General features: G+C 60.1%; 27 protein-coding genes, 1 tRNA gene and 1 pseudogene. 22 read left to right on the forward strand and 7 right to left on the reverse strand.

The annotated features are described in order from the left end of the window. The first annotated feature begins 137 nt into the window (after nucleotides 1-137). The gene (locus BM70_RS0107310; protein WP_012722757.1) at nucleotides 138-392 is read left to right on the forward strand and encodes a succinate dehydrogenase assembly factor 2; all 255 of its coding nucleotides are present in this window, start codon (nucleotides 138-140) and stop codon (nucleotides 390-392) included. Then, nucleotides 376-822 carry a protein YgfX gene (locus BM70_RS0107315; RefSeq protein WP_025855397.1) on the forward strand — a complete coding sequence of 149 codons (447 nt, stop codon included), beginning with the start codon at nucleotides 376-378 and terminating at the stop codon, nucleotides 820-822. The genes BM70_RS0107310 and BM70_RS0107315 overlap by 17 nt, the downstream gene beginning before the upstream one ends. Here the strand turns inward: BM70_RS0107315 and nadB are convergent. Then, on the reverse strand, nucleotides 791-2,407 hold the full coding sequence (nadB, locus tag BM70_RS0107320) for an L-aspartate oxidase (RefSeq protein ID WP_025855398.1): 1,617 nt from the start codon (nucleotides 2,405-2,407) through the stop codon (nucleotides 791-793). The two genes, BM70_RS0107315 and nadB, sit on opposite strands and share 32 nt — an antisense overlap. A 462-nt stretch (nucleotides 2,408-2,869) precedes the next feature. Here nadB and rpoE point away from each other — a divergent pair, with 462 nt between their 5' ends. The 4 genes from rpoE (at nucleotide 2,870) to BM70_RS0107340 (ending at nucleotide 6,723) form a co-directional block, all read left to right on the forward strand. Beyond that, complete coding sequence (gene rpoE / locus BM70_RS0107325) at nucleotides 2,870-3,451, forward strand: RNA polymerase sigma factor RpoE (protein WP_003172477.1); 582 nt, start codon at nucleotides 2,870-2,872, stop codon at nucleotides 3,449-3,451. A gap of 32 nt (nucleotides 3,452-3,483) precedes the next feature. Then, nucleotides 3,484-4,071, forward strand: a complete 588-nt coding sequence (locus tag BM70_RS0107330) for a sigma-E factor negative regulatory protein (protein ID WP_003172479.1) — start codon at nucleotides 3,484-3,486, stop codon at nucleotides 4,069-4,071. A 15-nt stretch (nucleotides 4,072-4,086) separates the two neighbouring features. Then, on the forward strand, nucleotides 4,087-5,049 hold the full coding sequence (locus BM70_RS0107335) for a MucB/RseB C-terminal domain-containing protein (RefSeq protein ID WP_025855399.1): 963 nt from the start codon (nucleotides 4,087-4,089) through the stop codon (nucleotides 5,047-5,049). 234 nt (nucleotides 5,050-5,283) lie between these two features. Continuing rightward, complete coding sequence (locus tag BM70_RS0107340; protein WP_025855400.1) at nucleotides 5,284-6,723, forward strand: DegQ family serine endoprotease; 1,440 nt, start codon at nucleotides 5,284-5,286, stop codon at nucleotides 6,721-6,723. 65 nt (nucleotides 6,724-6,788) lie between these two features. Here BM70_RS0107340 and BM70_RS0107345 read toward each other — a convergent pair whose 3' ends face one another. Beyond that, nucleotides 6,789-8,222: a M48 family metalloprotease gene (locus BM70_RS0107345; RefSeq protein WP_025855401.1), complete on the reverse strand. Its 1,434-nt coding sequence runs from the start codon at nucleotides 8,220-8,222 to the stop codon at nucleotides 6,789-6,791. Nucleotides 8,223-8,317: 95 nt separating this feature from the next. On the opposite strand from BM70_RS0107345, the gene BM70_RS0107350 reads away from it, so the two are divergent. Together BM70_RS0107350 and BM70_RS0107355 are read left to right on the forward strand one after the other, a co-directional pair. Further along, on the forward strand, nucleotides 8,318-8,557 hold the full coding sequence (locus tag BM70_RS0107350; RefSeq protein ID WP_010212198.1) for a sulfurtransferase TusA family protein: 240 nt from the start codon (nucleotides 8,318-8,320) through the stop codon (nucleotides 8,555-8,557). Between the two features lie 30 nt (nucleotides 8,558-8,587). After that, on the forward strand, nucleotides 8,588-9,658 hold the full coding sequence (locus BM70_RS0107355) for an AI-2E family transporter (protein ID WP_012722771.1): 1,071 nt from the start codon (nucleotides 8,588-8,590) through the stop codon (nucleotides 9,656-9,658). 115 nt (nucleotides 9,659-9,773) lie between these two features. On the opposite strand, the gene BM70_RS0107360 is transcribed toward BM70_RS0107355, so the two are convergent. Both BM70_RS0107360 and BM70_RS0107365 read right to left on the reverse strand, forming a co-directional pair. Then, a complete protein-coding gene (locus BM70_RS0107360) occupies nucleotides 9,774-10,247 on the reverse strand; it encodes a peroxiredoxin (protein ID WP_025855402.1) in 474 nt (157 codons plus the stop codon). Nucleotides 10,248-10,257: 10 nt separating this feature from the next. Continuing rightward, a complete protein-coding gene (locus BM70_RS0107365) occupies nucleotides 10,258-10,818 on the reverse strand; it encodes a glycine cleavage system protein R (RefSeq protein WP_003172487.1) in 561 nt (186 codons plus the stop codon). Nucleotides 10,819-11,091: 273 nt separating this feature from the next. Here BM70_RS0107365 and dapA point away from each other — a divergent pair, with 273 nt between their 5' ends. The 6 genes and pseudogenes from dapA to BM70_RS33300 all read left to right on the forward strand — a co-directional run. After that, on the forward strand, nucleotides 11,092-11,970 hold the full coding sequence (dapA, locus tag BM70_RS0107370) for a 4-hydroxy-tetrahydrodipicolinate synthase (protein ID WP_025855403.1): 879 nt from the start codon (nucleotides 11,092-11,094) through the stop codon (nucleotides 11,968-11,970). A 17-nt stretch (nucleotides 11,971-11,987) separates the two neighbouring features. Beyond that, nucleotides 11,988-13,103, forward strand: a complete 1,116-nt coding sequence (bamC, locus tag BM70_RS0107375) for an outer membrane protein assembly factor BamC (RefSeq protein ID WP_012722775.1) — start codon at nucleotides 11,988-11,990, stop codon at nucleotides 13,101-13,103. Nucleotides 13,104-13,107: 4 nt separating this feature from the next. Beyond that, nucleotides 13,108-13,866, forward strand: a complete 759-nt coding sequence (locus tag BM70_RS0107380; protein ID WP_025855404.1) for an MBL fold metallo-hydrolase — start codon at nucleotides 13,108-13,110, stop codon at nucleotides 13,864-13,866. A 27-nt stretch (nucleotides 13,867-13,893) separates the two neighbouring features. Beyond that, a complete protein-coding gene (purC, locus tag BM70_RS0107385) occupies nucleotides 13,894-14,607 on the forward strand; it encodes a phosphoribosylaminoimidazolesuccinocarboxamide synthase (RefSeq protein WP_010212191.1) in 714 nt (237 codons plus the stop codon). 83 nt (nucleotides 14,608-14,690) lie between these two features. After that, nucleotides 14,691-14,780, forward strand: a tRNA-Ser gene (locus BM70_RS0107390). Nucleotides 14,781-15,009: 229 nt separating this feature from the next. Next, a pseudogene (locus tag BM70_RS33300) lies at nucleotides 15,010-15,129 on the forward strand (toxin-antitoxin antitoxin component); the annotation flags it as partial. Between the two features lie 86 nt (nucleotides 15,130-15,215). Here BM70_RS33300 and BM70_RS0107400 read toward each other — a convergent pair. After that, nucleotides 15,216-16,442, reverse strand: a complete 1,227-nt coding sequence (locus BM70_RS0107400) for an MFS transporter (RefSeq protein ID WP_025855405.1) — start codon at nucleotides 16,440-16,442, stop codon at nucleotides 15,216-15,218. A 72-nt stretch (nucleotides 16,443-16,514) separates the two neighbouring features. Further along, nucleotides 16,515-16,727 carry a hypothetical protein gene (locus BM70_RS0107405; protein ID WP_025855406.1) on the reverse strand — a complete coding sequence of 71 codons (213 nt, stop codon included), beginning with the start codon at nucleotides 16,725-16,727 and terminating at the stop codon, nucleotides 16,515-16,517. Here BM70_RS0107405 and BM70_RS0107410 point away from each other — a divergent pair. The 5 genes from BM70_RS0107410 to BM70_RS0107430 all read left to right on the forward strand — a co-directional run bounded on the left by BM70_RS0107410 (nucleotide 16,726) and on the right by BM70_RS0107430 (nucleotide 19,615). Continuing rightward, nucleotides 16,726-16,980 carry a hypothetical protein gene (locus BM70_RS0107410; protein WP_025855407.1) on the forward strand — a complete coding sequence of 85 codons (255 nt, stop codon included), beginning with the start codon at nucleotides 16,726-16,728 and terminating at the stop codon, nucleotides 16,978-16,980. The genes BM70_RS0107405 and BM70_RS0107410 overlap by 2 nt on opposite strands. A 169-nt stretch (nucleotides 16,981-17,149) precedes the next feature. Next, nucleotides 17,150-17,707: a cytochrome b gene (locus tag BM70_RS0107415; RefSeq protein ID WP_025855408.1), complete on the forward strand. Its 558-nt coding sequence runs from the start codon at nucleotides 17,150-17,152 to the stop codon at nucleotides 17,705-17,707. Between the two features lie 34 nt (nucleotides 17,708-17,741). After that, the gene (locus BM70_RS0107420; RefSeq protein ID WP_025855409.1) at nucleotides 17,742-18,293 is read left to right on the forward strand and encodes a tetratricopeptide repeat protein; all 552 of its coding nucleotides are present in this window, start codon (nucleotides 17,742-17,744) and stop codon (nucleotides 18,291-18,293) included. Nucleotides 18,294-18,353: 60 nt separating this feature from the next. Beyond that, nucleotides 18,354-18,851: an RNA polymerase sigma factor gene (locus tag BM70_RS0107425; RefSeq protein WP_025855410.1), complete on the forward strand. Its 498-nt coding sequence runs from the start codon at nucleotides 18,354-18,356 to the stop codon at nucleotides 18,849-18,851. Next, nucleotides 18,848-19,615 (forward strand): anti-sigma factor, encoded by a 768-nt coding sequence (locus BM70_RS0107430; protein WP_025855411.1) that lies wholly within the window; start codon nucleotides 18,848-18,850, stop codon nucleotides 19,613-19,615. Before BM70_RS0107425 ends, BM70_RS0107430 begins: the two co-directional genes overlap by 4 nt. On the opposite strand, the gene BM70_RS0107435 is transcribed toward BM70_RS0107430, so the two are convergent. Beyond that, on the reverse strand, nucleotides 19,604-20,542 hold the full coding sequence (locus tag BM70_RS0107435) for a LysR family transcriptional regulator (protein ID WP_025855412.1): 939 nt from the start codon (nucleotides 20,540-20,542) through the stop codon (nucleotides 19,604-19,606). The two genes, BM70_RS0107430 and BM70_RS0107435, sit on opposite strands and share 12 nt — an antisense overlap. A gap of 159 nt (nucleotides 20,543-20,701) precedes the next feature. Here BM70_RS0107435 and BM70_RS0107440 point away from each other — a divergent pair, with 159 nt between their 5' ends. The 3 genes from BM70_RS0107440 to BM70_RS0107450 are packed head-to-tail and all read left to right on the forward strand — an operon-like array spanning nucleotide 20,702 to nucleotide 24,301. Beyond that, nucleotides 20,702-22,021 carry an MFS transporter gene (locus BM70_RS0107440; protein ID WP_025855413.1) on the forward strand — a complete coding sequence of 440 codons (1,320 nt, stop codon included), beginning with the start codon at nucleotides 20,702-20,704 and terminating at the stop codon, nucleotides 22,019-22,021. A 13-nt stretch (nucleotides 22,022-22,034) separates the two neighbouring features. Beyond that, nucleotides 22,035-23,264, forward strand: coding sequence for a Zn-dependent hydrolase (locus tag BM70_RS0107445; protein WP_025855414.1), 1,230 nt, complete (start codon nucleotides 22,035-22,037; stop codon nucleotides 23,262-23,264). Between the two features lie 11 nt (nucleotides 23,265-23,275). After that, nucleotides 23,276-24,301, forward strand: coding sequence for a histone deacetylase family protein (locus BM70_RS0107450; protein WP_025855415.1), 1,026 nt, complete (start codon nucleotides 23,276-23,278; stop codon nucleotides 24,299-24,301). Nucleotides 24,302-24,334: the final 33 nt, after the last annotated feature.

Consider the following 24,334-nt stretch of genomic DNA (forward strand, 5'->3'; position numbering starts at 1 on the left):
TCATCGCAGGTCAAAAAGTCATGAGTGCATCATAGAGGGGCGCCCGGCAAATGGATAGTTTCCGTAGGGGGCGACCAAAGCCGACTGTTCCGGTGTCGTCGGGCCTGTATACTTGCCGCCTATTTGAGGAGCGCTCCATGGTCGAAGAAGTAGAAATCAATCGCCTCTACTGGCACAGCCGTCGTGGCATGCTGGAGTTGGATGTGTTGTTGGTGCCTTTCACCAAAGAAGTGTACGCGACGCTCAATCAGGTGGATCGCGACCTCTACGTCAGGTTGCTGACTTGCGAGGATCAGGACATGTTCGGCTGGTTCATGGAGCGCGCCGAATCTGAAGATCCGGAGCTTCAGCGCATGGTTCGGATGATCCTGGATCGTGTCCAGCCCAAGTAATAGCTTCGAATGCCGCTGGCAGGCCTCACGGCTGTTGCTGGCGGCGTATCTCCTTGCCCAGCTGTTTGCGCTGGGTGCGCTGTTATTGATGGATTTGCCTTATTCAAACCTTGGCCTGTTGCTGTGCCTGGCGCACGCCGCTTGGGTTTTGCCGCGTTCTGTCCTGTTGACTCACCGTTCGTCGATTAGTGGCCTGCGTCGCGACGCGGATGGCTGGCAGTTATTCAATGCCGAACAAGGCTGGCACAGCGTGCAGTTGCGTCCCGATAGTCTCGCCCTGCCGTTGATTGTCGTGCTGCGTTATCGGGTGCAGGGCGAATGGCGGGTGCGTTCGGTGTGTGTGCCCAGGGATTCGCAGGTCGCCGATGTGCATCGGCGCCTGCGGGTACGCCTGAAGTTCAGCCGCCGTAGGTGGTTGGCACCAGAATAGTGTCGCGGGCCTCGGGCAGCATCTGCGGGTAGTCGAGGGTGTAGTGCAGGCCACGGCTTTCCTTGCGCTCCATCGCCGAACGGATCATCAGCTCGGCCACCTGCGCCAGGTTGCGCAACTCGATCAGGTCGCGGCTGACTTTGTAGTTGCTGTAGAACTCGTCGATCTCATCCAGCAGCAGCCGTACGCGATGTTGCGCGCGTTGCAGGCGCTTGTTGGTGCGCACGATCCCTACGTAGTCCCACATGAAGCGGCGCAGTTCGTCCCAGTTGTGCGCGATGATCACGTCTTCGTCCGAATCGGTGACCTGGCTCGCATCCCAGCGGGGCAGGGCGGCGGGCACGGGCGTGCGTGGCAGTTTTTCGAGAATGTGCGCCGCCGCAGAGCGCGCATAGACGAAGCATTCGAGCAGCGAGTTGCTGGCCATGCGGTTGGCGCCGTGCAGGCCGGTAAAGCTGGTTTCGCCAATCGCATACAGGCCCGGGACGTCGGTGCGGCCATGCTGGTCGACCATCACGCCGCCGCAGGTGTAGTGCGCTGCGGGTACCACCGGGATCGGGCCTTTGGTGATGTCGATGTTGAACGCCAGGCAGCGCTCGTAGACGGTGGGGAAGTGGGTCTTGATGAAGGCTTCGGGCTTGTGGCTGATGTCCAGATAGACGCAATCGATGCCCAGGCGCTTCATTTCATGGTCGATGGCGCGGGCGACGATATCGCGTGGGGCCAGTTCGGCGCGTGGGTCGAAGCGCTGCATGAAGCGTTCGCCGTTGGGCAGCTTCAGGTGGGCGCCTTCGCCACGCAGGGCTTCGGTGATCAGGAAACTCTTGGCCTGAGGGTGGTACAGGCAGGTGGGGTGGAACTGGTTGAACTCCAGGTTCGCCACCCGGCAGCCGGAACGCCAGGCCATGGCGATGCCGTCACCACAGGCGCCGTCGGGGTTGCTGGTGTAGAGGTAAACCTTGGCCGCGCCACCGGAGGCGAGGATGGTGAAGCGCGCACCGTAGGTGTCGACTTCGCCGCTGCCACGGTTGAGTACGTAGGCGCCAAGGCAGCGCTCGCCGTCGAGGCCCAGGCGTTTTTCGGTGATCAGGTCGACGGCGACGCGTTGCTCCAGCAGTTCGATGTTGGGGCGTTGACGGGCTTGTTCGAGTAGCGTCTTGAAGATCGCGGCGCCGGTGGCGTCGGCGGCGTGGATGATACGACGGTGACTGTGGCCGCCTTCGCGAGTCAGGTGGAACTCGAAACCGCCATCATCGCTGCCTGCGTGTTCGTCACGGGTGAACGGCACGCCCTGGTCGATCAGCCACTGGATCGCCTCGCGGCTGTGCTCGACGGTGAAGCGCACCGCCTCTTCATTGCACAGGCCGCCACCGGCGTTGAGGGTGTCTTCGACGTGGGATTGCACCGTGTCGGTGTCGTCCAGCACGGCAGCGACACCGCCCTGGGCCCAGAACGTCGAGCCATTGGCCAGATCGCCTTTGCTCAGTACCGCAATGCGCAGGTGGCTGGGGAGGGTCAGCGCAAGGCTCAATCCGGCCGCGCCGCTACCGATCACCAGGACATCGTGTTGAAACTGTTGGCTCATTGGAAGGATTCCGCAAAAAGCGATCCGAAGAGGTGGCGCTAACAGGACGCCTGGATCGGCGAATCAAAGGGTCACACGGGCTACTAGTATATAGAGGGGTGGAGCGGCACAATAGCCGGGCATTCGTGGCAATGTGAGATTACGGTGCACGGCTTGGGTAAAATCGACGGGTTATTGAAACGGAACTTTTTGCATAAGCCCCGACTCAATAGCAGGTTGCCCGAAAGCTGGGAAAACGTTGAGTTTATTGGCCCGTCGGGAGCATTGGACGCGTCAGAAAACCGGCGACAAGATTATTCGCGCAGTCGGCGTTGGCCGTACTGCGTTTTTCGTGTGTGCCAAATCAGTGCGTGCCGGAAACTTGCTTGGAGGGGGAGAACTTTTGCGAAAAGACCGAGTCTATGTTTGCAAGCCTGATCGTTTAGTTATGCAAGCCTCCTTCAAGCACAACGAGGAGTGTTCATGCTAACCCAGGAAGAGGATCAGCAGCTGGTCGAGCGCGTTCAACGCGGCGACAAGCGAGCTTTTGATCTGCTAGTGCTGAAATACCAGCACAAAATTCTCGGGTTGATCGTGCGGTTTGTGCACGACACCCATGAAGCGCAGGACGTTGCACAGGAAGCCTTTATCAAGGCTTATCGTGCACTTGGTAACTTTCGCGGTGACAGTGCGTTCTACACGTGGTTGTACCGCATCGCCATCAACACGGCGAAGAACTATCTGGTGTCTCGCGGACGCCGCCCACCAGATAGTGATGTTAGTTCGGAAGATGCAGAATTTTACGATGGTGATCACGGCCTCAAAGATCTCGAGTCGCCGGAGCGTGCATTGCTGCGCGACGAGATCGAAGGCACCGTTCATCGCACAATTCAACAGCTGCCAGAAGATTTACGTACGGCGTTAACTTTACGTGAATTCGATGGTCTGAGTTACGAAGACATTGCGAGCGTCATGCAGTGTCCGGTGGGGACTGTAAGGTCACGGATTTTCCGGGCCCGGGAAGCCATCGATAAAGCCTTGCAACCGTTGTTGCAAGAAAACTAAAGACAGCGGCGACAGCCAAGAGAGGAACCGCCATGAGTCGTGATGCCCTGCAGGAATCGCTGTCCGCAGTGATGGATAACGAAGCGGATGAACTGGAACTTCGTCGAGTGCTCAACGCATTTGACGATGCCGAAACCCGTGATACCTGGTCTCGTTACCAAGTCGCTCGGGCGGTGATGCACAAGGATCTTCTAATCCCTCGTCTGGATATTGCTGCGGCCGTTTCTGCTGCGCTGGCTGATGAAGCCGTTCCGGCAAAAGCTGCTCGTGGTCCATGGCGTAGCCTGGGCCGTCTGGCTGTCGCTGCCTCGGTGACCGTTGCAGTGTTGGCCGGTGTTCGCCTGTACAACCAGGACGAAATCGCTGGTGCCGAACTGGCTCAACAGACTCAGCAGCCGGTCATGGCTGGTCCACAAGTAAAAGGCCCTGCGGTATTGGCCGGCTACAAGGAAAGCTCTGACACCACCGGCCCTATGGCCAACGGTGTGTTGCAAGGGCAATCCGGCTGGCAAGACCAGCGTCTTCCAGGCTACCTGCGCCAACACGCACAGGAATCGGCCCTGAAAGGCACTGAAAGCGCTCTGCCATACGCTCGTGCGGCAAGCCTGGAAAACCGCTAATCCGTAAGGAGCTCTATGCGAGCCATACCGCTCCTTACGCTTTTGCTCAGTGGTTGGTTTGCACTCCCCGCCCATGCCGATGAAGCCCAAGACTGGCTGACTCGACTTGGGCGTGCAGAGCAGCAGCAAAGCTTTCAAGGTACGTTCGTCTATGAACGTAACGGCAGTTTTTCCACCCATGATATCTGGCATCGTGTCCAGGATGGTCAGGTCCGTGAGCGGCTCTTGCAGCTTGATGGTTCTGCCCAGGAAGTCGTGCGGCTGGATGGCCGGACGCAATGTGTCAGCGGCACCCTCGTCGCAGGCCTTGGCAATTCGCGTGATGCACCATCACGTGCGCTTGATCCGCAAAAACTCAATCAATTCTACGAACTGGCCGTCATCGGCAAATCGCGCGTGGCCGGTAGAAATGCCGTCATCGTATCGATCACGCCGCGCGACCAGTACCGTTATGGTTTTGAGCTGCATCTGGATCGAGAGACCGCGCTGCCGCTCAAATCCCTGCTGCTGAACGATCAAGGGCAATTGCTGGAGCGTTTCCAGTTCACACGGTTGGATACTTCGCAGATACCTGATGATCGCGATCTACAGCCCAGCAGTGAATGCACGCCTATTGCCGCCACCAATAGCAAAGCGCCAGAAGTGCAGTCTACCGAGACGTGGCATATGGAATGGCTGCCGCCGGGCTTTCAGCTGACCAATACCAGCGCCCGCAGGGACACCCAGACCAAAGCGACAGTCGACAGCCTGATGTATGAAGATGGCCTGGCACGTTTCTCGGTGTTCCTTGAGCCGATCAGTGATGCGAGCGTCACCGAAACCCGTACTCAGCTTGGCCCAACGGTTGCGGTATCCCGGCGCCTCAACACGGTGGACGGCGAGATGATGGTGACGGTGGTGGGTGAGATTCCGATCGGCACCGCAGAACGTATCGCGTTGTCGGTGCGCGGTGAAAAAAAGCCAGCCACCCAGCCGTGAGTCGTTAATCCTATGTTCATCCTGACGTTTCACTGTATTTGCATGCCAGGTTGGCTGCCGAGAGCATGAAATGTCTGGATCAGTATTTTCACTTGCAAAAAACTCTCATGTTTTTTATAGGTCAGGGCTTGTCGGCTCTGGCCTTGTTTTGTTCGCGGAACAAAGATGTCGGTCGCAGTTTCCGGCGTTTCTTGAACCCTGTCGCTCAACCCTGCTCGTCGTAACGGGAGCTGTATGTCGATACCACGTTTGAAGTCTTACCTATCCATAGTCGCCACGGTGTTGGTGCTGGGCCAGGCCTTACCTGCGCAAGCAGCGGAGCTGCCTGACTTCACCCAATTGGTTGAGCAGGCCTCGCCTGCCGTGGTGAACATCAGTACCACGCAAAAACTGCCGGATCGCAAAGTCTCCAACCAGCAGATGCCAGACCTGGAAGGCCTGCCGCCGATGCTGCGTGAGTTCTTCGAGCGCGGCATGCCGCAACAACGCGCTCCCCGTGGTGGCGGTGGTGGTCAGCGTGAGGCTCAGTCCCTGGGCTCTGGCTTCATCATCTCGCCGGATGGCTATATCCTCACCAACAATCATGTGATTGCCGACGCCGATGAGATCCTCGTGCGCCTGGCCGATCGCAGTGAGCTGAAAGCCAAGCTGGTGGGCACCGACCCACGCTCCGACGTGGCGTTGCTGAAGATCGAAGGTAAAGACCTGCCTGTGCTCAAGTTGGGCAAATCCCAGGACCTGAAAGCCGGGCAATGGGTAGTCGCCATTGGTTCGCCGTTTGGTTTTGACCACACCGTTACCCAAGGCATCGTCAGCGCCATTGGCCGCAGCCTGCCGAACGAAAACTACGTACCGTTCATCCAGACCGACGTGCCGATCAATCCGGGTAACTCCGGTGGTCCGCTGTTCAACCTGGCGGGCGAAGTAGTCGGTATCAACTCCCAGATCTACACCCGTTCCGGTGGCTTCATGGGCGTTTCGTTCGCCATCCCGATCGACGTGGCCATGGATGTTTCCAACCAACTGAAAAGCGGCGGCAAGGTCAGCCGCGGCTGGTTGGGCGTGGTGATCCAGGAAGTGAACAAAGACCTGGCTGAATCCTTCGGCCTCGACAAGCCGGCTGGTGCCCTGGTCGCGCAAATCCAGGACGACGGCCCGGCTGCCAAAGGTGGCTTGCAAGTGGGTGACGTGATCCTGAGCATGAACGGCCAGCCGATCATCATGTCGGCCGACCTGCCGCATCTGGTGGGCGCACTCAAGGCTGGCAGCAAGGCCAAGCTGGAAGTGATCCGTGAAGGCAAGCGCCAGACTGTTGAGCTGACGGTGGGCGCAATCCCTGAAGAAGGCGCGACACTGGATGCCCTGGGCAACGCCAAGCCTGGTGCCGAGCGCAGCAGCAATCGCCTGGGTATCGCCGTGGCCGAGCTGACCGATGAGCAGAAGAAGACCTTCGACCTCAAGAGCGGCGTCGTGATCAAGGAAGTACAGGACGGCCCTGCCTCTCTGATCGGCTTGCAGCCGGGTGACGTTATTACCCACCTGAACAACCAGGCGATCGATACCACCAAGCAATTCACCGACATCGCCAAGGCGTTGCCGAAGAACCGCTCGGTGTCGATGCGTGTGCTGCGTCAAGGGCGTGCGAGCTTCATCACCTTCAAACTGGCTGAGTAAGTCGGTAAAACAAAAAGCCCCGCCTTCGTTTAACGAAGGCGGGGCTTTTTTGTGGACAAAGGGGTTTAGCTCATCATCCCTTTGACCAGGCGTTCCTGTTCGATCAGCTCACGCTGGCGCGCATCGATACGTGAAGACAGCGGGAAGTTGTTGCCAGCGCGACGCTTGGCGAAATCCAATTGCTGGATGGCCTGCTGGAAGTCACCCACCAGCGCAAAGTACTCGGCGCGGGCCTGATGCAGGCCGATGATGTTGCCGGATAAGCCGCGCGTCTCGGCGACCTGGTACCAGACGTCCGGGTCATCCGGGCGAGACTTGAGCAGGCTGTCCAGCGCCTTTTCCGCATCCGCCGTGCGGTTCTGCTTGAGCAGCAGATCCACACGCACCTGATTCAGCGGATAGTTGCCCGGGTATTGGGTCAGCATCCGATCCGTGCGCTGCTGGGCATCCGGCAGGCGGCTGTTGTCGATGTCCAACTGGATCTGGGCCAGGTTGTAGGTGATGTCGTTGGGCGCTTTAGCCAGCAGCGGCGCCAGGTTGTCGCGTGCCTGTTTGAACTGAGAGCCTTTGATCTGGGCGATAGCCAGTCCATAGCGCGCCACATCGTTCTTCGGATTCTCGTCGAGCTGCGCCTGGAAGCGCTTGGCGGCGAGGCCTGAGGTGTCTTCGTATTGCAGTTGCACGCGTGCGCGAATCAGTTGATAGCGCAGGCTGTCTTCCTTGCCGCCGGGCTTGGCTTGTTCTGCTCGGTTGCGGGTATCGGCGATCCGCGATTCGGTGACCGGGTGCGTCAACAGGAATTCCGGTGGCTTGGCATCGAAGCGGTACTGGCGCATCAGGCGTTCGAACATGGTCGGCATGGAACGCGGGTCGTAGCCGGCTTTTTCCAGATTGAGGATGCCGATACGGTCTGCTTCCTGTTCGTTCTGGCGTGAGAACCGGCGTTGCTCCTGGATCGCGGCGGCCTGGGTGCCGGCAATGGCGGCAATGCCGGCATCGCCTGCGCCGGCGGCGGCTGCAATGATGCCGCCCAGCAGGGCGGCCATCATCGGTATCTGCATGCGCTGTTGCGCTTCAACGCCACGGGCGAAGTGGCGTTGGGACAAGTGCGCCAATTCGTGCGCCAGTACCGAGGCATATTCCCCTTCGGTCTGGGCATTGAGGAACAGGCCACCGTTGACGCCGACGATACCGCCGGGCGCGGCAAAGGCGTTCAGTTGCGGGCTGTTGATCAGGATGAACTCCAGGCGCCGGTCGTTGACCTGGCTGGTCTCCACCAGTTTGTACACACTGGTTTCGACGTAGTCCTTGAGCTGCGGATCGTTGAGTTGCGAGACCTGCCCCCGCAGGTAGGCCAGCCACGCGCGGCCCAGCTGGTATTCCTGTTGTGGCGAGACAATGGCAGAACTGGCGTCGCCAAGTGACGGCAGGTCGTCAGCGAAGCCTGGGGAGGCCAGCAGGCAAGCCAGCGTCAGCAGGGTAGGGCGCAAAAAAGTCATGCACAAAGCCTTTCGACAAAGAGCTTACTGTAGCCGGACACTGAGCTTCGGACCAGATATTCTAAGCAACCCAAATGCGTGTCCGGAGTAAAACCATGACCGACGCTGTAGCCTTTGATGCCGAACTCGATGCCAGCGGCCTCAACTGCCCGTTGCCCTTGCTCAAGGCCAAGCTGGAACTCAATCGTTTGGCCAGTGGCGCAGTGCTCAAGGTTATCGCCACGGATGCGGGCTCCCAGCGTGATTTTCGCACGTTTGCCAAGCTGGCCGGCCACACCCTGTTGCATGAAGAAGACGCCGCCGGTGTGTACCGTTACTGGTTGCGCAAGGCCTGAACCGTTTGCCCCACCACCCGAGGTTGATTGATGTTCAAAGTGTTACGAGACTGGATTCAGCGCTACTTCTCCGATGAGGAGGCCGTGGTGCTGGCGGTCCTGCTGTTTCTGGCCTTTACGGCCGTGCTCACCTTGGGCGGCATGCTGGCGCCGGTGTTGGCGGGGATGGTGCTGGCTTATCTGATGCAGGGTCTGGTGACCACGCTGGAACGCTTGCGCTTGCCGGGCGGGGCCGCGGTAGGGCTGGTATTTGCCTTGTTCATGGGCCTGTTGGTGCTGTTTATCGTGGTGGTATTGCCATTGCTATGGCACCAACTGATCACGCTGTTCAATGAGTTGCCGGGCATGCTTGCCAAGTGGCAGTCGCTGTTGCTGCTGTTGCCTGAGCGTTATCCGCACCTTGTGTCGGACGAGCAGGTGCTGCAAGCCATCGAAGTGGCGCGCGGCGAGATCGGAAAGTTCGGCCAGTGGGCGCTGACCTTTTCCCTGTCCAGCCTGCCGCTGCTGGTCAACATCATGATCTACCTGGTGCTGGTGCCGATCCTGGTCTTCTTCTTCCTCAAGGACCGCGCCATGATCGGTCGTTGGGTGCGTGGCTATCTGCCGCGCGAGCGGGCGCTGATCACACGCGTGGCCGAAGAGATGAACCGGCAGATCGCCAACTACATCCGTGGCAAAGTCATCGAGATCATTATCTGTGGGGGCGTGACCTATATCGCCTTTATCGCCCTGGACCTGAACTACGCAGCCTTGCTGGCTTTGCTGGTGGGTATTTCGGTGGTGGTGCCCTATGTCGGCGCCGTGGTGGTGACCGTGCCCGTGACCTTGATCGCGTTGTTCCAGTGGGGGTGGAGCGACCAGTTCATCTACCTGATGGCGGTATACGGGATCATCCAGACCCTGGATGGCAACGTGCTGGTGCCGCTGCTGTTCTCGGAGGCGGTCAACCTGCATCCGGTGGCGATCATCTGCGCGGTGCTGCTGTTTGGCGGGCTGTGGGGATTCTGGGGTGTGTTCTTCGCGATCCCGCTGGCGACGCTGTTCAAGGCGGTGCTGGATGCGTGGCCGCGGCAGGAACCGGTGGTTGCGCCGTTGCTTTGAACGTTGCGGTGGGGTTGAGGGCGTCATCGCCGGCAAGCCGGCTCCTACAAGGGGATGCGTTACAAATGCAGGAGCCGGCTTGCCGGCGATGACAATCCAAAGGTCGCCGCAGCGATCAAGCCTTGTTCAACGCCTGCGCCGCCGCCAGAACGGCATCCACATGGCCCGGCACTTTCACACCGCGCCATTCCTGGCGCAGCACACCTTCGCTGTCGATCAGGAAAGTGCTGCGGTCCACGCCCAGGTATTCCTTGCCGTACAGCTTCTTCAACTTGATCACATCAAACAGCTGGCAAACTGCTTCATCCTTGTCGCTGATCAGCTCGAAGGGAAATTCCTGCTTGCCCTTGAAGTTCTCATGGGACTTCACGCTGTCTCGCGACACGCCGAACACTTCGGTGTTGGCCGCCTTGAACGCTGCATATTGGTCGCGAAAACCCTGGCCTTCGGTGGTGCAGCCCGGCGTGCTGTCCTTCGGATAGAAGTAGATCACCACTTGCTTGCCCTTGAGGGCTGCGAGGCTGAAGGTCTGGCCGCTGGTGGCCTGGGCTTCGAAATCGGCTACGGGTTTGTCGATGACTACCGCCATGAAAACTTCCTTACATTGGGTTCTGTGGGCGCCATGGCTCGATCAAGGCGTCGAGGTTCAGGGCATCGGCGAAATCCAGGAACTGGTCGCGCAGCCAGCTGATCTGCACGCCAGCCGGCAAGGTCACGGTGAACGTGGCGTTCAGCATGGTCCCGCCGGTTTGCGGGGCCTGGTAGGTGTCGCAAGTCAGGTTTTCCAGCTCGACGTTGTGGTCGATGAAGAACTGGCACAGCTCGTTGACGATGTCCGAGCGATAGGCCGAACTGACATACGCCACATAAGGCAGGGCCTGGGGGCGATTCTCCAGGGCAGCACTGCGCACCACATTGACGGTGAAGTCATGTTTCTTGGCCAGGCCCGGCAGGCCGGTCTCCAGGCGCGCCAGGGCATCCCAGGTGCCGGAGATCTGCAGCACCAGCGCGCTGCACTCGCCATGGCGGGTCAGGCGGGAGGTCACGACGGCGCAGCGGTTTTCATGGCTGGCGCGGCACAGGACGTTGGTCAGCTCCATGGGGTTGGCGCCGAGGGCACTGATAACAAGGAATTGTTCGCGAACTGTGGGGGTGGACATGCAGCCTTCCTAAAACGATGAGCGGTCGATACTGTAAGAGCTGTATCGATCAAAGGATGAAGGGTAGCGAAAACCGTCGCCAAGGGATAGGAGGTGGCGTTTTCATTGCGTCATCGGTCTGATTTCATCGTGCTTCAGGGCAGGCTTTTGCCCAATGATGGCATTGCCCGTCGTTTAGTTGCGCCAGAACGCTTCCTCAGGCGGTACTTCGCTTGTGCAAGCATCTTGGCGCCAGTACCATTACGGCTCTCTTTTTCCGGCAGGAGCGGTTGCATGATTGCGGGCAGTATGGTGGCACTGGTCACACCCATGGATGCACAAGGTCATCTCGACTGGGACAGCCTGGGCAAACTGGTGGACTTCCACCTGCAAGAAGGCACCAATGCCATCGTGGCGGTCGGCACTACAGGTGAATCGGCCACCCTCGATGTGGAAGAACACATCCAGGTGATCGAATTCGTGGTCAAGCGTGTCGCGGGCCGTATCGCCGTGATCGCCGGTACGGGCGCCAACTCGACGCGTGAAGCGATCGAGCTGACCAAAAATGCCAAGAAGGCCGGCGCCGACGCCTGCCTGCTGGTGACCCCGTACTACAACAAGCCGACCCAGGAAGGCCTGTACCAGCATTTCCGCGCCATTGCCGAAGCCGTCGAGATCCCGCAGATCCTCTATAACGTGCCGGGTCGTACCGCGTGCGACATGAAGGCCGAGACCGTGATCCGCCTGTCCACCGTGCCGAACATCATCGGTATCAAGGAAGCCACCGGCGACCTGCAGCGCGCCAAGGACATCCTGGTCGGCGTGAGCAGCGATTTCCTGGTGTATTCCGGTGACGACGCCACCGCCGTCGAGCTGATCCTGCTGGGCGGTAAAGGCAACATCTCCGTGACCGCCAACGTGGCCCCGCGTGCCATGAGCGAAATGTGCGCCGCCGCCATTGCCGGCGATGCCGTGACCGCCCGCGCGATCCACGAGAAACTGATGCCGCTCAACAAGACACTGTTTATCGAATCCAACCCTATTCCCGTGAAATGGGCACTGACTGAAATGGGCATGATGCCGGACGGTATCCGTCTGCCGCTCACCCGTCTCAGCGAAGCCTGTCACGAACCGCTGCGACAGGCCCTGCGCCAGTCCGGCGTCCTGGTTTAATTGAGGAAGCACTACGCATGAAGCGATTGGCCGGACTTTCCGCACTTGCCTTGATTATCTCCAGCACCAGTGGCTGCGGTTGGATCTGGGGCCCGGAAGGCTACTTCCGTGACCGCGGCAGCGATTACCTGGAAGCACAACCCACTAAACCGATGGAATTGCCGCCGGGTGTCAACGTCGCCAAGCGTCTTGACCCGTTGTTGCCGATCCCGCGCAACGTCGCCGACGACACCACCAAGGGTGAGTACGTGGTGCCCCGTCCACAGCCGATCTCGGCGGTGGCGGATGCCAGCGACTACAGCCTGCAGAAGAGCGGCGACTCCCGCTGGATCGTGGCTCAGCGCCCACCTGCCGAAGTCTGGCCAGTGGCTGTGCAGTTCTTCCAGGACAACGGTTTCCGCATCGACGAGCAGCGCCCGCAGACCGGTGAATTCACCACCGCATGGCAGCAGGGCAGCGAGCTGTCCGCCACCATGGCCAAGCGCCTGCAGGCCGGTGGCGTAGCCGCCGACAGCGAAGCCCGTGTGCGTGTGCGCATCGAACCAGGCGTGCAGCGTAATACCAGTGAAGTCTACGTAGTCAGCGCCGAGCGTCCTGCCGGCAGCACCGCCAATGTCGACTTCACCAACCGCTCGGTCAATACCGGCGTCGACTCGGCGCTGGTCGACGAGATGCTGGCCAGCATGAGCCGTATCTCCGAGAAGGGCGGTTCGGTTTCCCTGCTCGCCGCACGTGATTACGACACGCCGAGCCGCGTCAGCCTCACCGAAGACGGCAGCGGCAACGTGGTGCTGAACCTGGGTGAAGACCTCGACCGCGCCTGGGCCAGTGTCGGCCGCGCGCTGGAGCAGGGTCCTTGGCGTGTTGAAGACATCAACCGCAGCCTGGGCCTGTACTACATCAACGTGGCCGAGAAGGCCGAGCGTAAAGATGAAGAGCCTGGTTTCTTCGGCAAGCTGTTCGGCAGCAAGCCGACCAAGGAAGAAATCGAGACCCGCGCCGAGCGTTACCAGGTTCGTCTGAGCAAGGTTGGCGAAAGCGTGCAGGTGACCGTCGAGAAGAACATCAATACCGTTGCGCCCGCTGAAACAGCGCGCAAAGTGTTGGGCGTGATTCAAGACAACCTGGGCTGATCCGGTGCGTTTTGCCGTTCTCGGCAGCGGTAGCCAAGGGAACGGTACGCTGGTCGCCCACGACGATACGTACGTGCTGGTGGATTGTGGTTTCTCCTTGAAAGAAACCGAGCGGCGCCTGCTGCGACTGGGGGTTCATCCCACGCAGCTGAGCGCGATTCTGGTGACCCACGAACATGCCGACCACGTGCATGGCGTGGGTTTGCTGTCTCGGCGCTACAATCTTCCGGTGTACCTCAGTCGCGGTACCTTGCGCGGGATGCGCAAACCCATTGAACCCGCAGGTTTCCTGGCTGGTGGCGAGCAGCTGCAGATCGGAGCCTTGAGCGTCGATGTGATTGCCGTGGCGCATGATGCACAGGAACCGACGCAGTATGTATTCAGTGACGGTGAGCGGCGTTTCGGCGTACTGACCGACCTGGGCTCGTACTGCGCCAAGGTGCTGGACGGCTACCGGAACCTCGATGCCTTGATGATCGAGTCCAACCACTGCCGAGACCTGCTGGCTCGCGGTCATTACCCCTACTTCCTGAAGCAGCGGGTGGGCGGCGAACTGGGGCACTTGAACAACCACCAGGCGGCGTACCTGGTGTATGAGTTGGGCTGGCAAGACTTGCAACACCTGGTCCTGGCCCACCTGAGCAGCAAGAACAACCTGCCGCAGCTGGCCCGGCAATGTTTTGTCGACACCCTTGGGTGCGACCCGGACTGGCTGCAACTGGCCGATCAAGATTCAGGGCTCGACTGGCGACACATCGCCTAGCCCACCATTTAGCAAGCGGAGCCCATCATGGAAAAACGTGAAGAACTCTACCGCGGCAAAGCCAAGTCGGTGTACAAGACCGACGACGCCAACCGCCTGATCCTGCTGTTTCGCAACGACACCTCGGCGTTCGACGGCAAGCGCATCGAACAACTTGATCGCAAAGGCATGGTGAACAACAAGTTCAACGCCTTCATCATGCAGAAGCTCGAAGCGGCCGGCATCCCGACCCAATTCGACAAGCTGCTGGGCGACAACGAGTGCCTGGTCAAGAAGCTCGACATGATCCCGGTTGAATGTGTCGTGCGTAACTACGCCGCCGGCAGCCTGGTCAAGCGTCTGGGCGTGGAAGAGGGCCTCAAGCTCAATCCCTACACCTTCGAACTGTTCCTGAAGGACGACGCCAAGGGCGACCCGTTCATCAACGAATCCCACGTCGTGGCATTTGGCTGGGGCACCGCTGAGCAACTGGCTCGCATGAAGGAGCTGTCCCTCAAGGTCAACGACGTACTGAGCAAACTGTTCGACGACGCAGGCTTGCTGCTGGTGGACTTTAAACTCGAATTCGGCGTGTTCCACGACGGCTCCATCGTCCTGGGCGACGAATTCAGCCCGGACGGCTGCCGCCTGTGGGACAAGGACACCAAGAAGAAGATGGACAAGGACCGCTTCCGCCAGGGCCTCGGTGACGTCATCGAAGCCTACGAAGAAGTCGCCAATCGTCTCGGCGTACCGCTTTAATCGACGCAAGCATCTGATAGCACGGAAAAAAATCGCCTCGGCGCTTTGCATCCACGAATCATGCTGTTATGATGCGCGCCGTTGGAGAGATGCCAGAGTGGCCGAATGGGACGGATTCGAAATCCGTTGTACCTTCACCGGTACCTAGGGTTCGAATCCCTATCTCTCCGCCATTATTGAAAAATAAAAAACCCCGATAACTTAATTGTTGTTGGGGTTTTTTGTTTGAGGCAGAAATTTCCGGGTGGGTTCTGCTACGGTCATTCATCAGATGGCACGTAGGACGCAGCATGAACTTTGAACAAGTGTTGGCGCATTTATTGGCGGGTCTCCCTGATCTGATGGCTGTCTATGTATCTGGCAGTCAAGCGAAGGGGGGAGGTGCATGCCGACAGCGATCTGGACCTTGCAGTGCATGAGTACCAAACCCTTCAACTGCCGATCACCGTTGCGATCATCACTCAGCATTTAGGTGATTTTCTGGCGTTCAGTTCTTTCATCCTGATCAAGGATGCGGGCTAACCGGGCGCTGGCACAGAGACTCGGCTCAATTGAAAAAGCCTGCTGAACTCAGTGTCCAGCAGGCTTTTTAGTGGAGACAGTCCGGGTCAGGCAGGCTGAGCCACCACGCTGTTACTCACCTTGCGCCCCAGCACCAGCACGGTCATGAACCCTACACCCACCAGCGCCGTGGCGAGGCTCAACAGTACCGAGCTGCCCAGTTGGTCGACGATGCGTCCGCCGAAGAATGAGCCCAGGGCAATAATCACCTGGAACAAGGCGACAAACAGCGGCATGCCGCGTTCGACGTCCTTGGGCGCCACCACAAACATCCAGATGCTGGCGCAGGCCGGGAACGCGCCGAAGGCGAAGCCCCACAAGCCGATCAGCATCGCTGCGCCGGTCATGCCGGTGGCGAAGTAGGGGAACAGCGCGGTGCTGGTGCCGATCATCAATGCAACCAGCATCAAGGTGTGGCGTACGCTGCGGTTGGCCGCGAAGCCGGCAAAGATATTACCGAACACCCCGGCCACGCCGAAGAGCAGCAACAGTGAGCCAATCGTCGGCCCGTCGAAACCGGAGCTGTATTTGAAGAACGGCGCGACATAGGTGTACGCCGCGAAGTGTGCCAAGCCGATCAGCAACACAGCGATCAAGCCCACCCGCGCTTGTGGGTTGATAAACAGGGCTGGCAGGTCACTGACGCGGATCGCCTTTTCCGGGTCGAGTCGGGGTAGCAGGAAGATTTGCGCCAGCAGCACCGGTACGCCCACCAGCGCGGTGACCAGGAACGTCATGCGCCAGCCCATCAGGCCACTGAGCCAGGTGCCGACGGGCACGCCCAGTACGGTGGCCAGCGTCACCCCCATCATGATGATCGAGGTGGCCTTGGCGACGTCCACACCCTTGGGTGCCAGGCGGCCGCTGAGGGCGATGGCCGTGGCCCAGAAACCACCGATGCTGATACCCAGCAGCACGCGGCCAAACAACAGCAGGCTGAAGTCGCTGGCGAAGGCCACGACCGAGTTGGCGATGATCATGATCAGTGTCAGGCCGATCAGCAGGTAGCGACGGTCCATGGCGCCGATGCTGACAGACAGCAACGGCGCGGCGAGGGCGGCCATGATGCCGGGCAGGGTCACCATCAGGCCGGCGTGGCCGGCGCTGATGCCGAGGTCGCCGGCGACGTCGTTGAGTACGCCGACGGGGAGAAACTCACTGGTCACCAGGGCGAAAGCACCTACGGCGACGGAGAGAATCGCCAGCCACTGCTGTTTGACACTCTGTTGATTATGTTCGGGAAGGCCGCGAGGGGCCTGGCTGGCACTTGGCATAGTGGTGGGTTCCAGGGTGAACGTCGCCTGAAGCCAGGCGAAGGGGAGGGAATTTGGAGCCGATTATAGGAATCAGTTGTGAAAATCGAGCAGGCGCTCCGTTCGATAGTAATCATCAGTGCAATCGATGCGACGCTCTAGCCCGCACTCCATGACCGATGCCTCTTTCGCACGTACTTCCCAAACCTTGCCTACAGGCAATGCGTTGCGACCTTTTCTGTAACTCACTATCTTGGTTTCAGCGATTTTCAGGTAGGAAATCCCACAGCAAAGGAACTGCATCATGAGTAAAAACACGAAAAAAACCTCCAGCACGATGGCAACGCTGGCCGCTGAAACCCTCAGTAATCCCCATGCCTCAGCGATTGCCAAAAGCCTCGCGGCTTGCGCATTGGCTCAGAGCCGCACGGATAAGCAGACAAGTGCAGAGATGGAAGAGAAAGCGGGGAAGGCGCTTCAGAGCGATAAATACAGCCAGGAAACGAAATCCCTCGCGGCCTCGGTCCTCTCCCAAGCCAATAAAGAGCGGGGAAACTGAGGCAAGGCTTCGCCAATAAATAGAAAAGCCCTGCAGTGAAACACGCTGCAGGGCTTTTTCGTTTCCGGGCGTTCGGTCTGCAACGGCTGTCGCGCATAAATTATTCGCGCCTTACTGAATAATTTCCGGCACTGCGGTGTTCACCTCACAGACCACCCAGGAAACGCCCATGAACCACGCTGCCGACCGCTACGACCGCCTGACCCGCCTCTTTCACTGGCTCACCGCTGCCGTGGTGATCTTCATGTTTGCCAGTGCGCATATCTGGGAAAACCTGGAGAAGGGCACGCCGCTGCGCAAGGGCCTGCAATCGGTGCATATTTCCCTTGGCATAGCCATGGCATTGTTGATCGTCGTACGGATTGTGTGGCGTGTGTTCGGCGGCAATCGCCCGAAGGCCGACAGTCACCCAGCGCTTAACCTGCTGGCGAAAATGGCGCATGGTTGTCTGTACCTGTTGTTGCTGGTGCAGATTGCGTTGGGCTTCCTGTTTCGCTGGGCTCAAGGTGAACCCTTTACCTTTTTCGGGCTGTTCCCTGTTCCTGCGCCCTTTGTGATCGATCACGACGGGCGGGGCACCCTTGGCGGCCTGCATAACACTGTGGCCTGGGCGATTATCCTGCTGGCAGGCCTGCATGCGATGGCTGCGCTCTGGCATCACTTTGTCATGGGCGACAGCACGTTGCGCCGAATGCTGCCGGGTTCACGCAATGTGTTTCAAAAGTGATGTTTCCTACCTATCGCTACGGAGCATGACAATCATGAGTCACCGCCACGAACACTCCGTCTCTTACCGTGCTGCGCGGTTCTTCGGCGCGTGCCTGGCTGCCGCGTTACTTGCCGGTCAAGCCCACGCATCCGGTGACGAGTCAGCACCGCCCAAGCCCAACTGCCCCAAAGGCCAGGTTTGGGACACCAAGACCGGAAAATGCGTGCTGCAAACCAGCAAAGCCCCTTCGGACGCCGACCGTACCGACTACGCCTATCGCTTGGCCAAGGACGGGCGCTACGACGAGGCCCTAACCCTGCTCGACACCCTGCAAAACCCGAACACCGCCAAGGCCCTCAATTATCGCGGTTACGCCACGCGCAAACTGGGGCGCACCGATGAAGGCATCGGTTATTACCTGAAATCGGTCGCGCTCGACCCCAACTACGCCCAGGTTCGCGAGTACTTGGGGGAGGCCTACGTGATCAAGGGCCGAGTCGATTTGGCACAAGAGCAATTGCTGAAGATCAAGGCCTTGTGCAGCACGACCTGCGAAGAGTACGAAGACTTGGCCGAAGCCATCGCCGCCGCCCCGCAGGCTTGAAACCGATGCGTGAGCCAGCAGGGGGCAGCCATCGACAGAGAGGCTGAGTTTCGTCGCGAGTTGGGCCTGCTGTTGCCGCGTCTATGGCGATATGGGTGGGTGTTGTCGCGGCAAAAGCACGTGGCCGAAGATCTGGTGCAGGCTACCTGCGTACGCGCGCTGGAGCGTGCCGGGCAGTTCGCCGCCGGCACGCGTTTGGACCGTTGGCTGCTGGCTATCATGCATTCGATCTGGCTTAACGAGCTGCGTTCGCAGCGGGTTCGCCAGGGACAGGGCTTCGTGGAGGCGGAGCAGGCGTTGTCGTTCGATGGCGAAAGCCTGGCCCAGGACCAGGTGCTGGCCGCGCAGGTGATCAAACGCGTCAACGGGCTGCCTGAGGCGCAGCGGGAAACGGTTTTTCTCGCCTATGTCGAAGGGCTTTCGTACAAGGAAATTGCCGACGTTTTGCATATACCGGTGGGTACGGTCATGAGCCGGCTTGCGGCTGCACGCGCCAGGCTTGCCGAGACGGCACCTGCAAAAGCCCAGGCGGAAAAAAACAGCGGAGAACGGCGATGACTGACACACACCTACCCTCTGATGAGCTGTTGGTGGCTTATCTGGATGGTGAGCTGGACGCTGATCAACGCCAGTTGATCGCCGAGCAGGTCCGCACGCAGCCCGCGGTCGCTGCGCGCCTGGAGGCATTGCAGTGCGCTGATATGCCCTACAAGGCCGCGTTCGACAGCCTTCTGGAGCAAGCGCCAACCGAGCGTCTGCAGGCGATGCTCAACACCTTGCCACCGGCAGCAATTCCAGCCCTGAGTCGGCGCCGTTTCCTTGCCATTGCCGCCAGTTTCGCGGTAGCGGGCATAGCCGCCGACCGCCTGTTCATGGCCTTGTCCCACGCGGAGCCTGACCAGGGCTGGCGCGCTTCGGTGGCGCAATACATGGCGTTGTATACGCCGCAGACCCTGGAAAATCTCAGTACCGATCAGGCCGCCCACCTTGCGCAACTGAGTTCAGTGGGCGCGCAATTGGGCTTGCCGTTGTCCCCTGAGTCCGTGGACCTGCCTGGTGCCGAGTTCCGGCGTGCGCAGATCCTCGACTATGACGGTGTGCTGATCGGCCAATTGACCTATCTGGACCCGCGCCACGGTCCATTGGCGTTGTGCATCACCGCCAACAAGAAAGGCCCGGCGACCTTGGCGACTGAGCAGCGGCGGGGGATGAATGTCGTGTATTGGTCCAGCGTATCTCATGGCTTCATGCTGATTGGCAGGAACCCGGTCGAAGACCTGCAAATCATGGCCCGTAGCGCAGAGAAAACCCTACTGGGCTAACCGTCTTCCGAGGCTGTCGATAAACACGCCCTCCGCCCGGCTCATCTTCTGCTCCCGATTCCACAGCAGATGAATATCCACGTCCGCGATCCCTTCATCCGGCGGCAGGCGCCACAGCAGCCCGTTCTTCACATCCTGCGCGACGACATGAATCGGTAAACAGCCCAGACCGAATCCGGCAATCACCAACCGCCGCACTTCTTCCAGGCTTGAGGACGATGCCACGATCCGCCCGCTGAACCCCTGCTGATCCCGGAATATCGTCAGGGGCGACAGCATCCCGCCAATCTGGTCGCTGGTGAAACTCACGAAATTCTCCGACTGCAGATCCCCCTCCGACAAGCCGGTGCGCCCGAACAGCGGATGGTGCCGTCCGCAAAAAAACGCATAGCGTTGACGCAAAAACAGGTGCTGCTCCAGGCGCGGCTGCGGTCGGCGGTTGAGGCTCAAGCCCAGGGTCGCGGTTTTTTCCAGGAGGGCGGCGACGATGTCCGAGCTGCGCATCACCTCGACCTCCAGGTCTACCCGGGGATGATCGCGGTGAAAGTCGGCGAGAAATTCATCGAAGATGTCCGAATTGATGCGGCTGATCATCAGCAAACGCACCTTGCCGAGCACTTCGTCACCGGGCTTTTGCAAGGCGTTGCTCATCTGTGAGACCTGGCCGTACATCTCGCCGGCGATGGCGAAGATCTGTTCGCCGGCTTCGGTGAGTACAAAGCGTGGGCCGCGACGGGCGATGAGCTGGCAGTCGAGTTGTTCCTCGAGGCGTTTGAGCGCCTGGCTGATCGCTGGCTGAGTCAGGTGCAGGCGCGCAGCGGCACGACTGATGCTCAGCTCCTGGCCGATCACGCGGAAGGTGCGCAGCAGGTTCCAATCCAGGCGGTCGTTGAGCAATGGATGAATATCGCGGCGGGTGTCGGACATGGCGCAGCTCAATAATAAGCAGGATTTATAATCGGAATAATAAATAGAAAATTGACTAATCATAGCCCCAGGGACGATAAATCTTCTTTAACAAGCGCCCTCAGAGCGCATGCGTTTGACCTTTCTCCTGCCAAAAAAATAACCAAAGGAGCCAGCCCCATGAAGCCTTCCGCTTCGCCCCAGCCTCGCCGTGCTGCGGCCGCCGCTTTTATCGGCACCATGATCGAGTGGTACGACTTCTACATCTACGCCACCGCCGCCGCGCTGGTGTTTGGTCAACTGTTTTTCCCCTCCGAAGACAAACTGTTCAGCACCATGGCCGCGTTCGGCACCTTTGCCGTGGGCTTCTTCGCGCGACCGTTGGGTGGCATTGTGTTCGGGCATATCGGCGACCGGATCGGGCGCAAGAAATCCCTGGTGATCACCCTGGTGATGATGGGAGTGGTCACCGTGTGCATTGGTATGTTGCCGACCTACGCCCAGATCGGCGCTGCGGCACCGGTGCTACTGATCCTGCTGCGCGTGGTGCAAGGCATTGCCGTCGGCGGCGAGTGGGGCGGGGCGGTGTTAATGGCCGGTGAGCATGCACCGAAAGGTCGGCGTAACTTCTTTGCCTCCTTCGCGCAGTTGGGCAGCCCGGCGGGGTTGATCCTGTCGCTGCTTGCCTTCAGTGCGGTCACCCGTCTGCCGGAAGAAGATTTGCTCAGTTGGGGCTGGCGCGTGCCGTTCCTCGCCAGTGCCTTGCTGTTGGTGGTCGGCCTGGCGATTCGCCTGGGAGTGAATGAATCGCCTGAATTCCTCGAAGACAAAGCCCTCGCGGAAAAAGCGCGGGCCATCAAGCAAGACCAGGCCCCGGTGATCGAAGTGCTGAAAACCGCCTGGCGCCCGCTGTTGCTGTGCATCGGCGCGAATACCTTGGGCATCGCCGGCGTGTATTTCACCAATACCTTCATGATTGCCTACAGCACTCAGCAACTGGGCCTGCCGCGCTCGTTGATTCTGGAGTGTCTGTTCTTCGTGGCCATTATTCAGTTCTGCGTCCAGCCGCTGGCCGCGTGGGTGGCGGAGAAAGTCGGTGCCACGCGCTTCCTGTGTGCGATGACCGTATTGGCGATGGCTTCGCCTTATCCGATGTTCGTGCTGGTCAGCAGTGGCCAGGCGCTGTTGATCATCCTTGGTATCGCCTTGGCGGTGGTGTGCATGGCCTCGTTCTATGCCGTGATCGCCGGGTTTGTCAGTGGCCTGTTTGAAACCCGCGTGCGCTACACGGCGATCTCCCTGGCGTACCAGGTGTGCGGTGCGTTGGCCGGTGGTCTCACGCCGTTGATCGGCACCTGGCTGGCCCATGAATACCAAGGCCAATGGTGGCCGATGGCAGTGTTTTACAGCTTGATCGCGGCGGTCTCGCTGGTGTGTGTACTGGCGTTGTCGCGCCGCCACGCCATCGCCCACCGTCATGAGATGGCCCATAGCGTTTGATGGAGAGTGTGTAATGTTGAAGATCAATGGCGAGCGCCTGTGGGCCAGCCTGATGGCCATGGCCGAGGTTGGCGCCACGGCACGCGGCGGCAGTTGCCGCCTGGCCTTGAGTGCCGAAGACCAAGCCGGTCGAGCGCTGTTCAGCCACTGGTGCACAGCCGCCGGGCTGACGTTGAGCGTGGATGCCATCGGCAATGTGTTCGCCCGGCGTGCCGGTACGGATAAGGACGCGGCGCCGGTCATGATGGGCAGCCACCTCGACACCCAACCCGAAGGCGGGCGCTTTGATGGGGTCTACGGTGTACTGGCGGGCCTGGAAGTGATCCGCAGCCTCGACGATCACGGTATCCAGACACGTAAACCGTTGGAAATCGCCGTATGGACCAACGAGGAGGGCGCCCGTTTTACCCCGGCCATGCTCGGCTCGGCGGTGTTCACCGGCACCCTGGCGCTGGACAAGGCCCTGGCCACGGCGGACGTCGACGGCATCAGCGTGGCCGAGGCGTTGCGCGCCACGGGCTACAACGGTTCACGCCCATTGGGTGGCGCGGTGGATGCGTATTTCGAAGCGCATATCGAGCAGGGCCCGATCCTTGAGGACAATGCCAGGAGCATCGGCGTGGTCACCGGCGGCCAGGCGATTCGCTGGCTGGACGTGCGTGTCGAGGGCATGGCCGCCCACGCCGGCACGACGCCGATGCCGCTGCGTAAAGATGCGTTGTATGGCGCCGCGCAAATGATCCAGGCGCTGGAAACGCTGGCAGCGGACTTTGCCCCGGAAGGCCTGACCACCGTCGGTGAATTGAGCATCGCCAAATCGTCGCGAAATACCATTCCCGGCCTGCTGAATTTTACCGTCGACCTGCGCCATCACCGTGACAGCGAGATCGACGCCATGGAGCAACAGGTGCGTCAACGATTGCAGATTATCGCTGAGCAACGTGGCCTGAGCGTAACGGTCAGCCCGCACTGGATCAGCCCTGCCACGCCATTCGACAGCGAGTGCGTTGCCTGTGTGCAAACCGCGGTGGACGCCTTGGGCTACAGCCAGCAACGCATCGTCAGTGGCGCCGGCCACGATGCCATCCACCTGGCGCGCTACTGCCCGACCGCGATGATTTTCATCCCTTGCGTCGGCGGGCTCAGTCACAACGAAGCCGAAGACGTGTTGCCCGAGGACGTGCGCCAGGGCACCGATGTATTGCTCAACGCCGTGTTGAAACGCGCCGGCCAGGTTCAGTAAGGAGATTTTTCATGCGTACGTTTTTTCACCCCGAACAACTCCTGCACCATCCGCGCAGCTACTACTCTCGTGGCCAGATGCGCACGCCGCAGGAAGTCCCCGAACGTGCCCGCAACCTGTTGCTGGCGGCACAGACCCTGGGCTTCGATATCCAGCAGCCGCAGGACTTCGGCCTCGGTCCATTGCTGGCCGTACACGGTGCGCCGTACCTGACCTTCCTTCAGGAAGCCCATCAGCGCTGGAAAGAAGTCCCCGAAGATTGGGGCGATGAAGTCATGTCCAACATCTTTGTACGTGAACCCAACGCCTTGCGCGGCATCCTCGCCCAGGCTGCGCGCTACCTGGCGGATGGCAGTTGCCCCGTCGGTGAGCTCACCTGGCGTTCGGCCTACTGGTCGGCCCAGAGCGCCGTCGCGGCCGCCAAGGCTATTCTCGACGGCGCCCCGGCCGCCTATGCGCTGTGCCGACCGCCAGGTCATCACGCCCGTTACGAGGCGGCGGGTGGGTTCTGTTACATCAACAACGCGGCCGTTGCGGCGCAAACCCTGCGCGAAGGCTTCCAGCGCGTCGCCGTGCTCGACACCGACATGCACCATGGGCAAGGCATCCAGGAGATTTTCTACGATCGCGACGACGTGCTGTATGTGTCGATCCATGGCGACCCGACCAACTTCTATCCCGGTGTGGCCGGCTTCGCCGAGGAGCGCGGAAGTGCGGCGGGTGAAGGCTTCAACCTCAACCTGCCGATGCCCCACGGTGCCAGCGAGGCGGTGTTCTTCGAAAAACTGCAACGGGCCCTGGCGGCGGTGAAGGACTTCTCGGCGGATGTGTTGGTGCTGTCGCTGGGTTTCGATATCTACGAACTGGACCCGCAGAGCAAAGTCGCCGTGACGCGAGAAGGGTTTGCGCGGCTGGGGGAGAGTATCCGAGGGCTGGGATTGCCGTGTGTGATCGTGCAGGAAGGGGGCTATCACCTGGAGACGCTGGACAGTAATGCGCAGGCGTTTTTCAGTGGTCCGCAGGCTTGGGAGCATTAATCCGCCGGCACCTGTCAAAGGGGCTGCCCTGCA

Origin of the sequence: Pseudomonas sp. CHM02 (assembly GCF_000612585.1) — a bacterium.
Taxonomy (GTDB): Bacteria; Pseudomonadota; Gammaproteobacteria; order Pseudomonadales; family Pseudomonadaceae; genus Aquipseudomonas.

What these genes read in the sequence shown, in the direction of transcription:
- BM70_RS0107415 (WP_025855408.1), top strand. Translation starts at nt 17,150, where the DNA reads ATGAACCACGCTGCCGACCGCTACGACCGCCTGACCCGCCTCTTTCAC.
- BM70_RS0107360 (WP_025855402.1), bottom strand. Translation starts at nt 10,247, where the DNA reads ATGGCGGTAGTCATCGACAAACCCGTAGCCGATTTCGAAGCCCAGGCC.
- BM70_RS0107405 (WP_025855406.1), bottom strand. Translation starts at nt 16,727, where the DNA reads ATGATGCAGTTCCTTTGCTGTGGGATTTCCTACCTGAAAATCGCTGAA.
- BM70_RS0107440 (WP_025855413.1), top strand. Translation starts at nt 20,702, where the DNA reads ATGAAGCCTTCCGCTTCGCCCCAGCCTCGCCGTGCTGCGGCCGCCGCT.
- BM70_RS0107365 (WP_003172487.1), bottom strand. Translation starts at nt 10,818, where the DNA reads ATGTCCACCCCCACAGTTCGCGAACAATTCCTTGTTATCAGTGCCCTC.
- BM70_RS0107345 (WP_025855401.1), bottom strand. Translation starts at nt 8,222, where the DNA reads ATGACTTTTTTGCGCCCTACCCTGCTGACGCTGGCTTGCCTGCTGGCC.
- rpoE (WP_003172477.1), top strand. Translation starts at nt 2,870, where the DNA reads ATGCTAACCCAGGAAGAGGATCAGCAGCTGGTCGAGCGCGTTCAACGC.
- dapA (WP_025855403.1), top strand. Translation starts at nt 11,092, where the DNA reads ATGATTGCGGGCAGTATGGTGGCACTGGTCACACCCATGGATGCACAA.
- BM70_RS0107420 (WP_025855409.1), top strand. Translation starts at nt 17,742, where the DNA reads ATGAGTCACCGCCACGAACACTCCGTCTCTTACCGTGCTGCGCGGTTC.
- BM70_RS0107410 (WP_025855407.1), top strand. Translation starts at nt 16,726, where the DNA reads ATGAGTAAAAACACGAAAAAAACCTCCAGCACGATGGCAACGCTGGCC.
- BM70_RS0107335 (WP_025855399.1), top strand. Translation starts at nt 4,087, where the DNA reads ATGCGAGCCATACCGCTCCTTACGCTTTTGCTCAGTGGTTGGTTTGCA.
- purC (WP_010212191.1), top strand. Translation starts at nt 13,894, where the DNA reads ATGGAAAAACGTGAAGAACTCTACCGCGGCAAAGCCAAGTCGGTGTAC.
- BM70_RS0107350 (WP_010212198.1), top strand. Translation starts at nt 8,318, where the DNA reads ATGACCGACGCTGTAGCCTTTGATGCCGAACTCGATGCCAGCGGCCTC.
- BM70_RS0107310 (WP_012722757.1), top strand. Translation starts at nt 138, where the DNA reads ATGGTCGAAGAAGTAGAAATCAATCGCCTCTACTGGCACAGCCGTCGT.
- BM70_RS0107330 (WP_003172479.1), top strand. Translation starts at nt 3,484, where the DNA reads ATGAGTCGTGATGCCCTGCAGGAATCGCTGTCCGCAGTGATGGATAAC.
- bamC (WP_012722775.1), top strand. Translation starts at nt 11,988, where the DNA reads ATGAAGCGATTGGCCGGACTTTCCGCACTTGCCTTGATTATCTCCAGC.
- BM70_RS0107435 (WP_025855412.1), bottom strand. Translation starts at nt 20,542, where the DNA reads ATGTCCGACACCCGCCGCGATATTCATCCATTGCTCAACGACCGCCTG.
- BM70_RS0107340 (WP_025855400.1), top strand. Translation starts at nt 5,284, where the DNA reads ATGTCGATACCACGTTTGAAGTCTTACCTATCCATAGTCGCCACGGTG.
- BM70_RS0107445 (WP_025855414.1), top strand. Translation starts at nt 22,035, where the DNA reads ATGTTGAAGATCAATGGCGAGCGCCTGTGGGCCAGCCTGATGGCCATG.
- BM70_RS0107355 (WP_012722771.1), top strand. Translation starts at nt 8,588, where the DNA reads ATGTTCAAAGTGTTACGAGACTGGATTCAGCGCTACTTCTCCGATGAG.
- BM70_RS0107450 (WP_025855415.1), top strand. Translation starts at nt 23,276, where the DNA reads ATGCGTACGTTTTTTCACCCCGAACAACTCCTGCACCATCCGCGCAGC.
- BM70_RS0107430 (WP_025855411.1), top strand. Translation starts at nt 18,848, where the DNA reads ATGACTGACACACACCTACCCTCTGATGAGCTGTTGGTGGCTTATCTG.
- nadB (WP_025855398.1), bottom strand. Translation starts at nt 2,407, where the DNA reads ATGAGCCAACAGTTTCAACACGATGTCCTGGTGATCGGTAGCGGCGCG.
- BM70_RS0107400 (WP_025855405.1), bottom strand. Translation starts at nt 16,442, where the DNA reads ATGCCAAGTGCCAGCCAGGCCCCTCGCGGCCTTCCCGAACATAATCAA.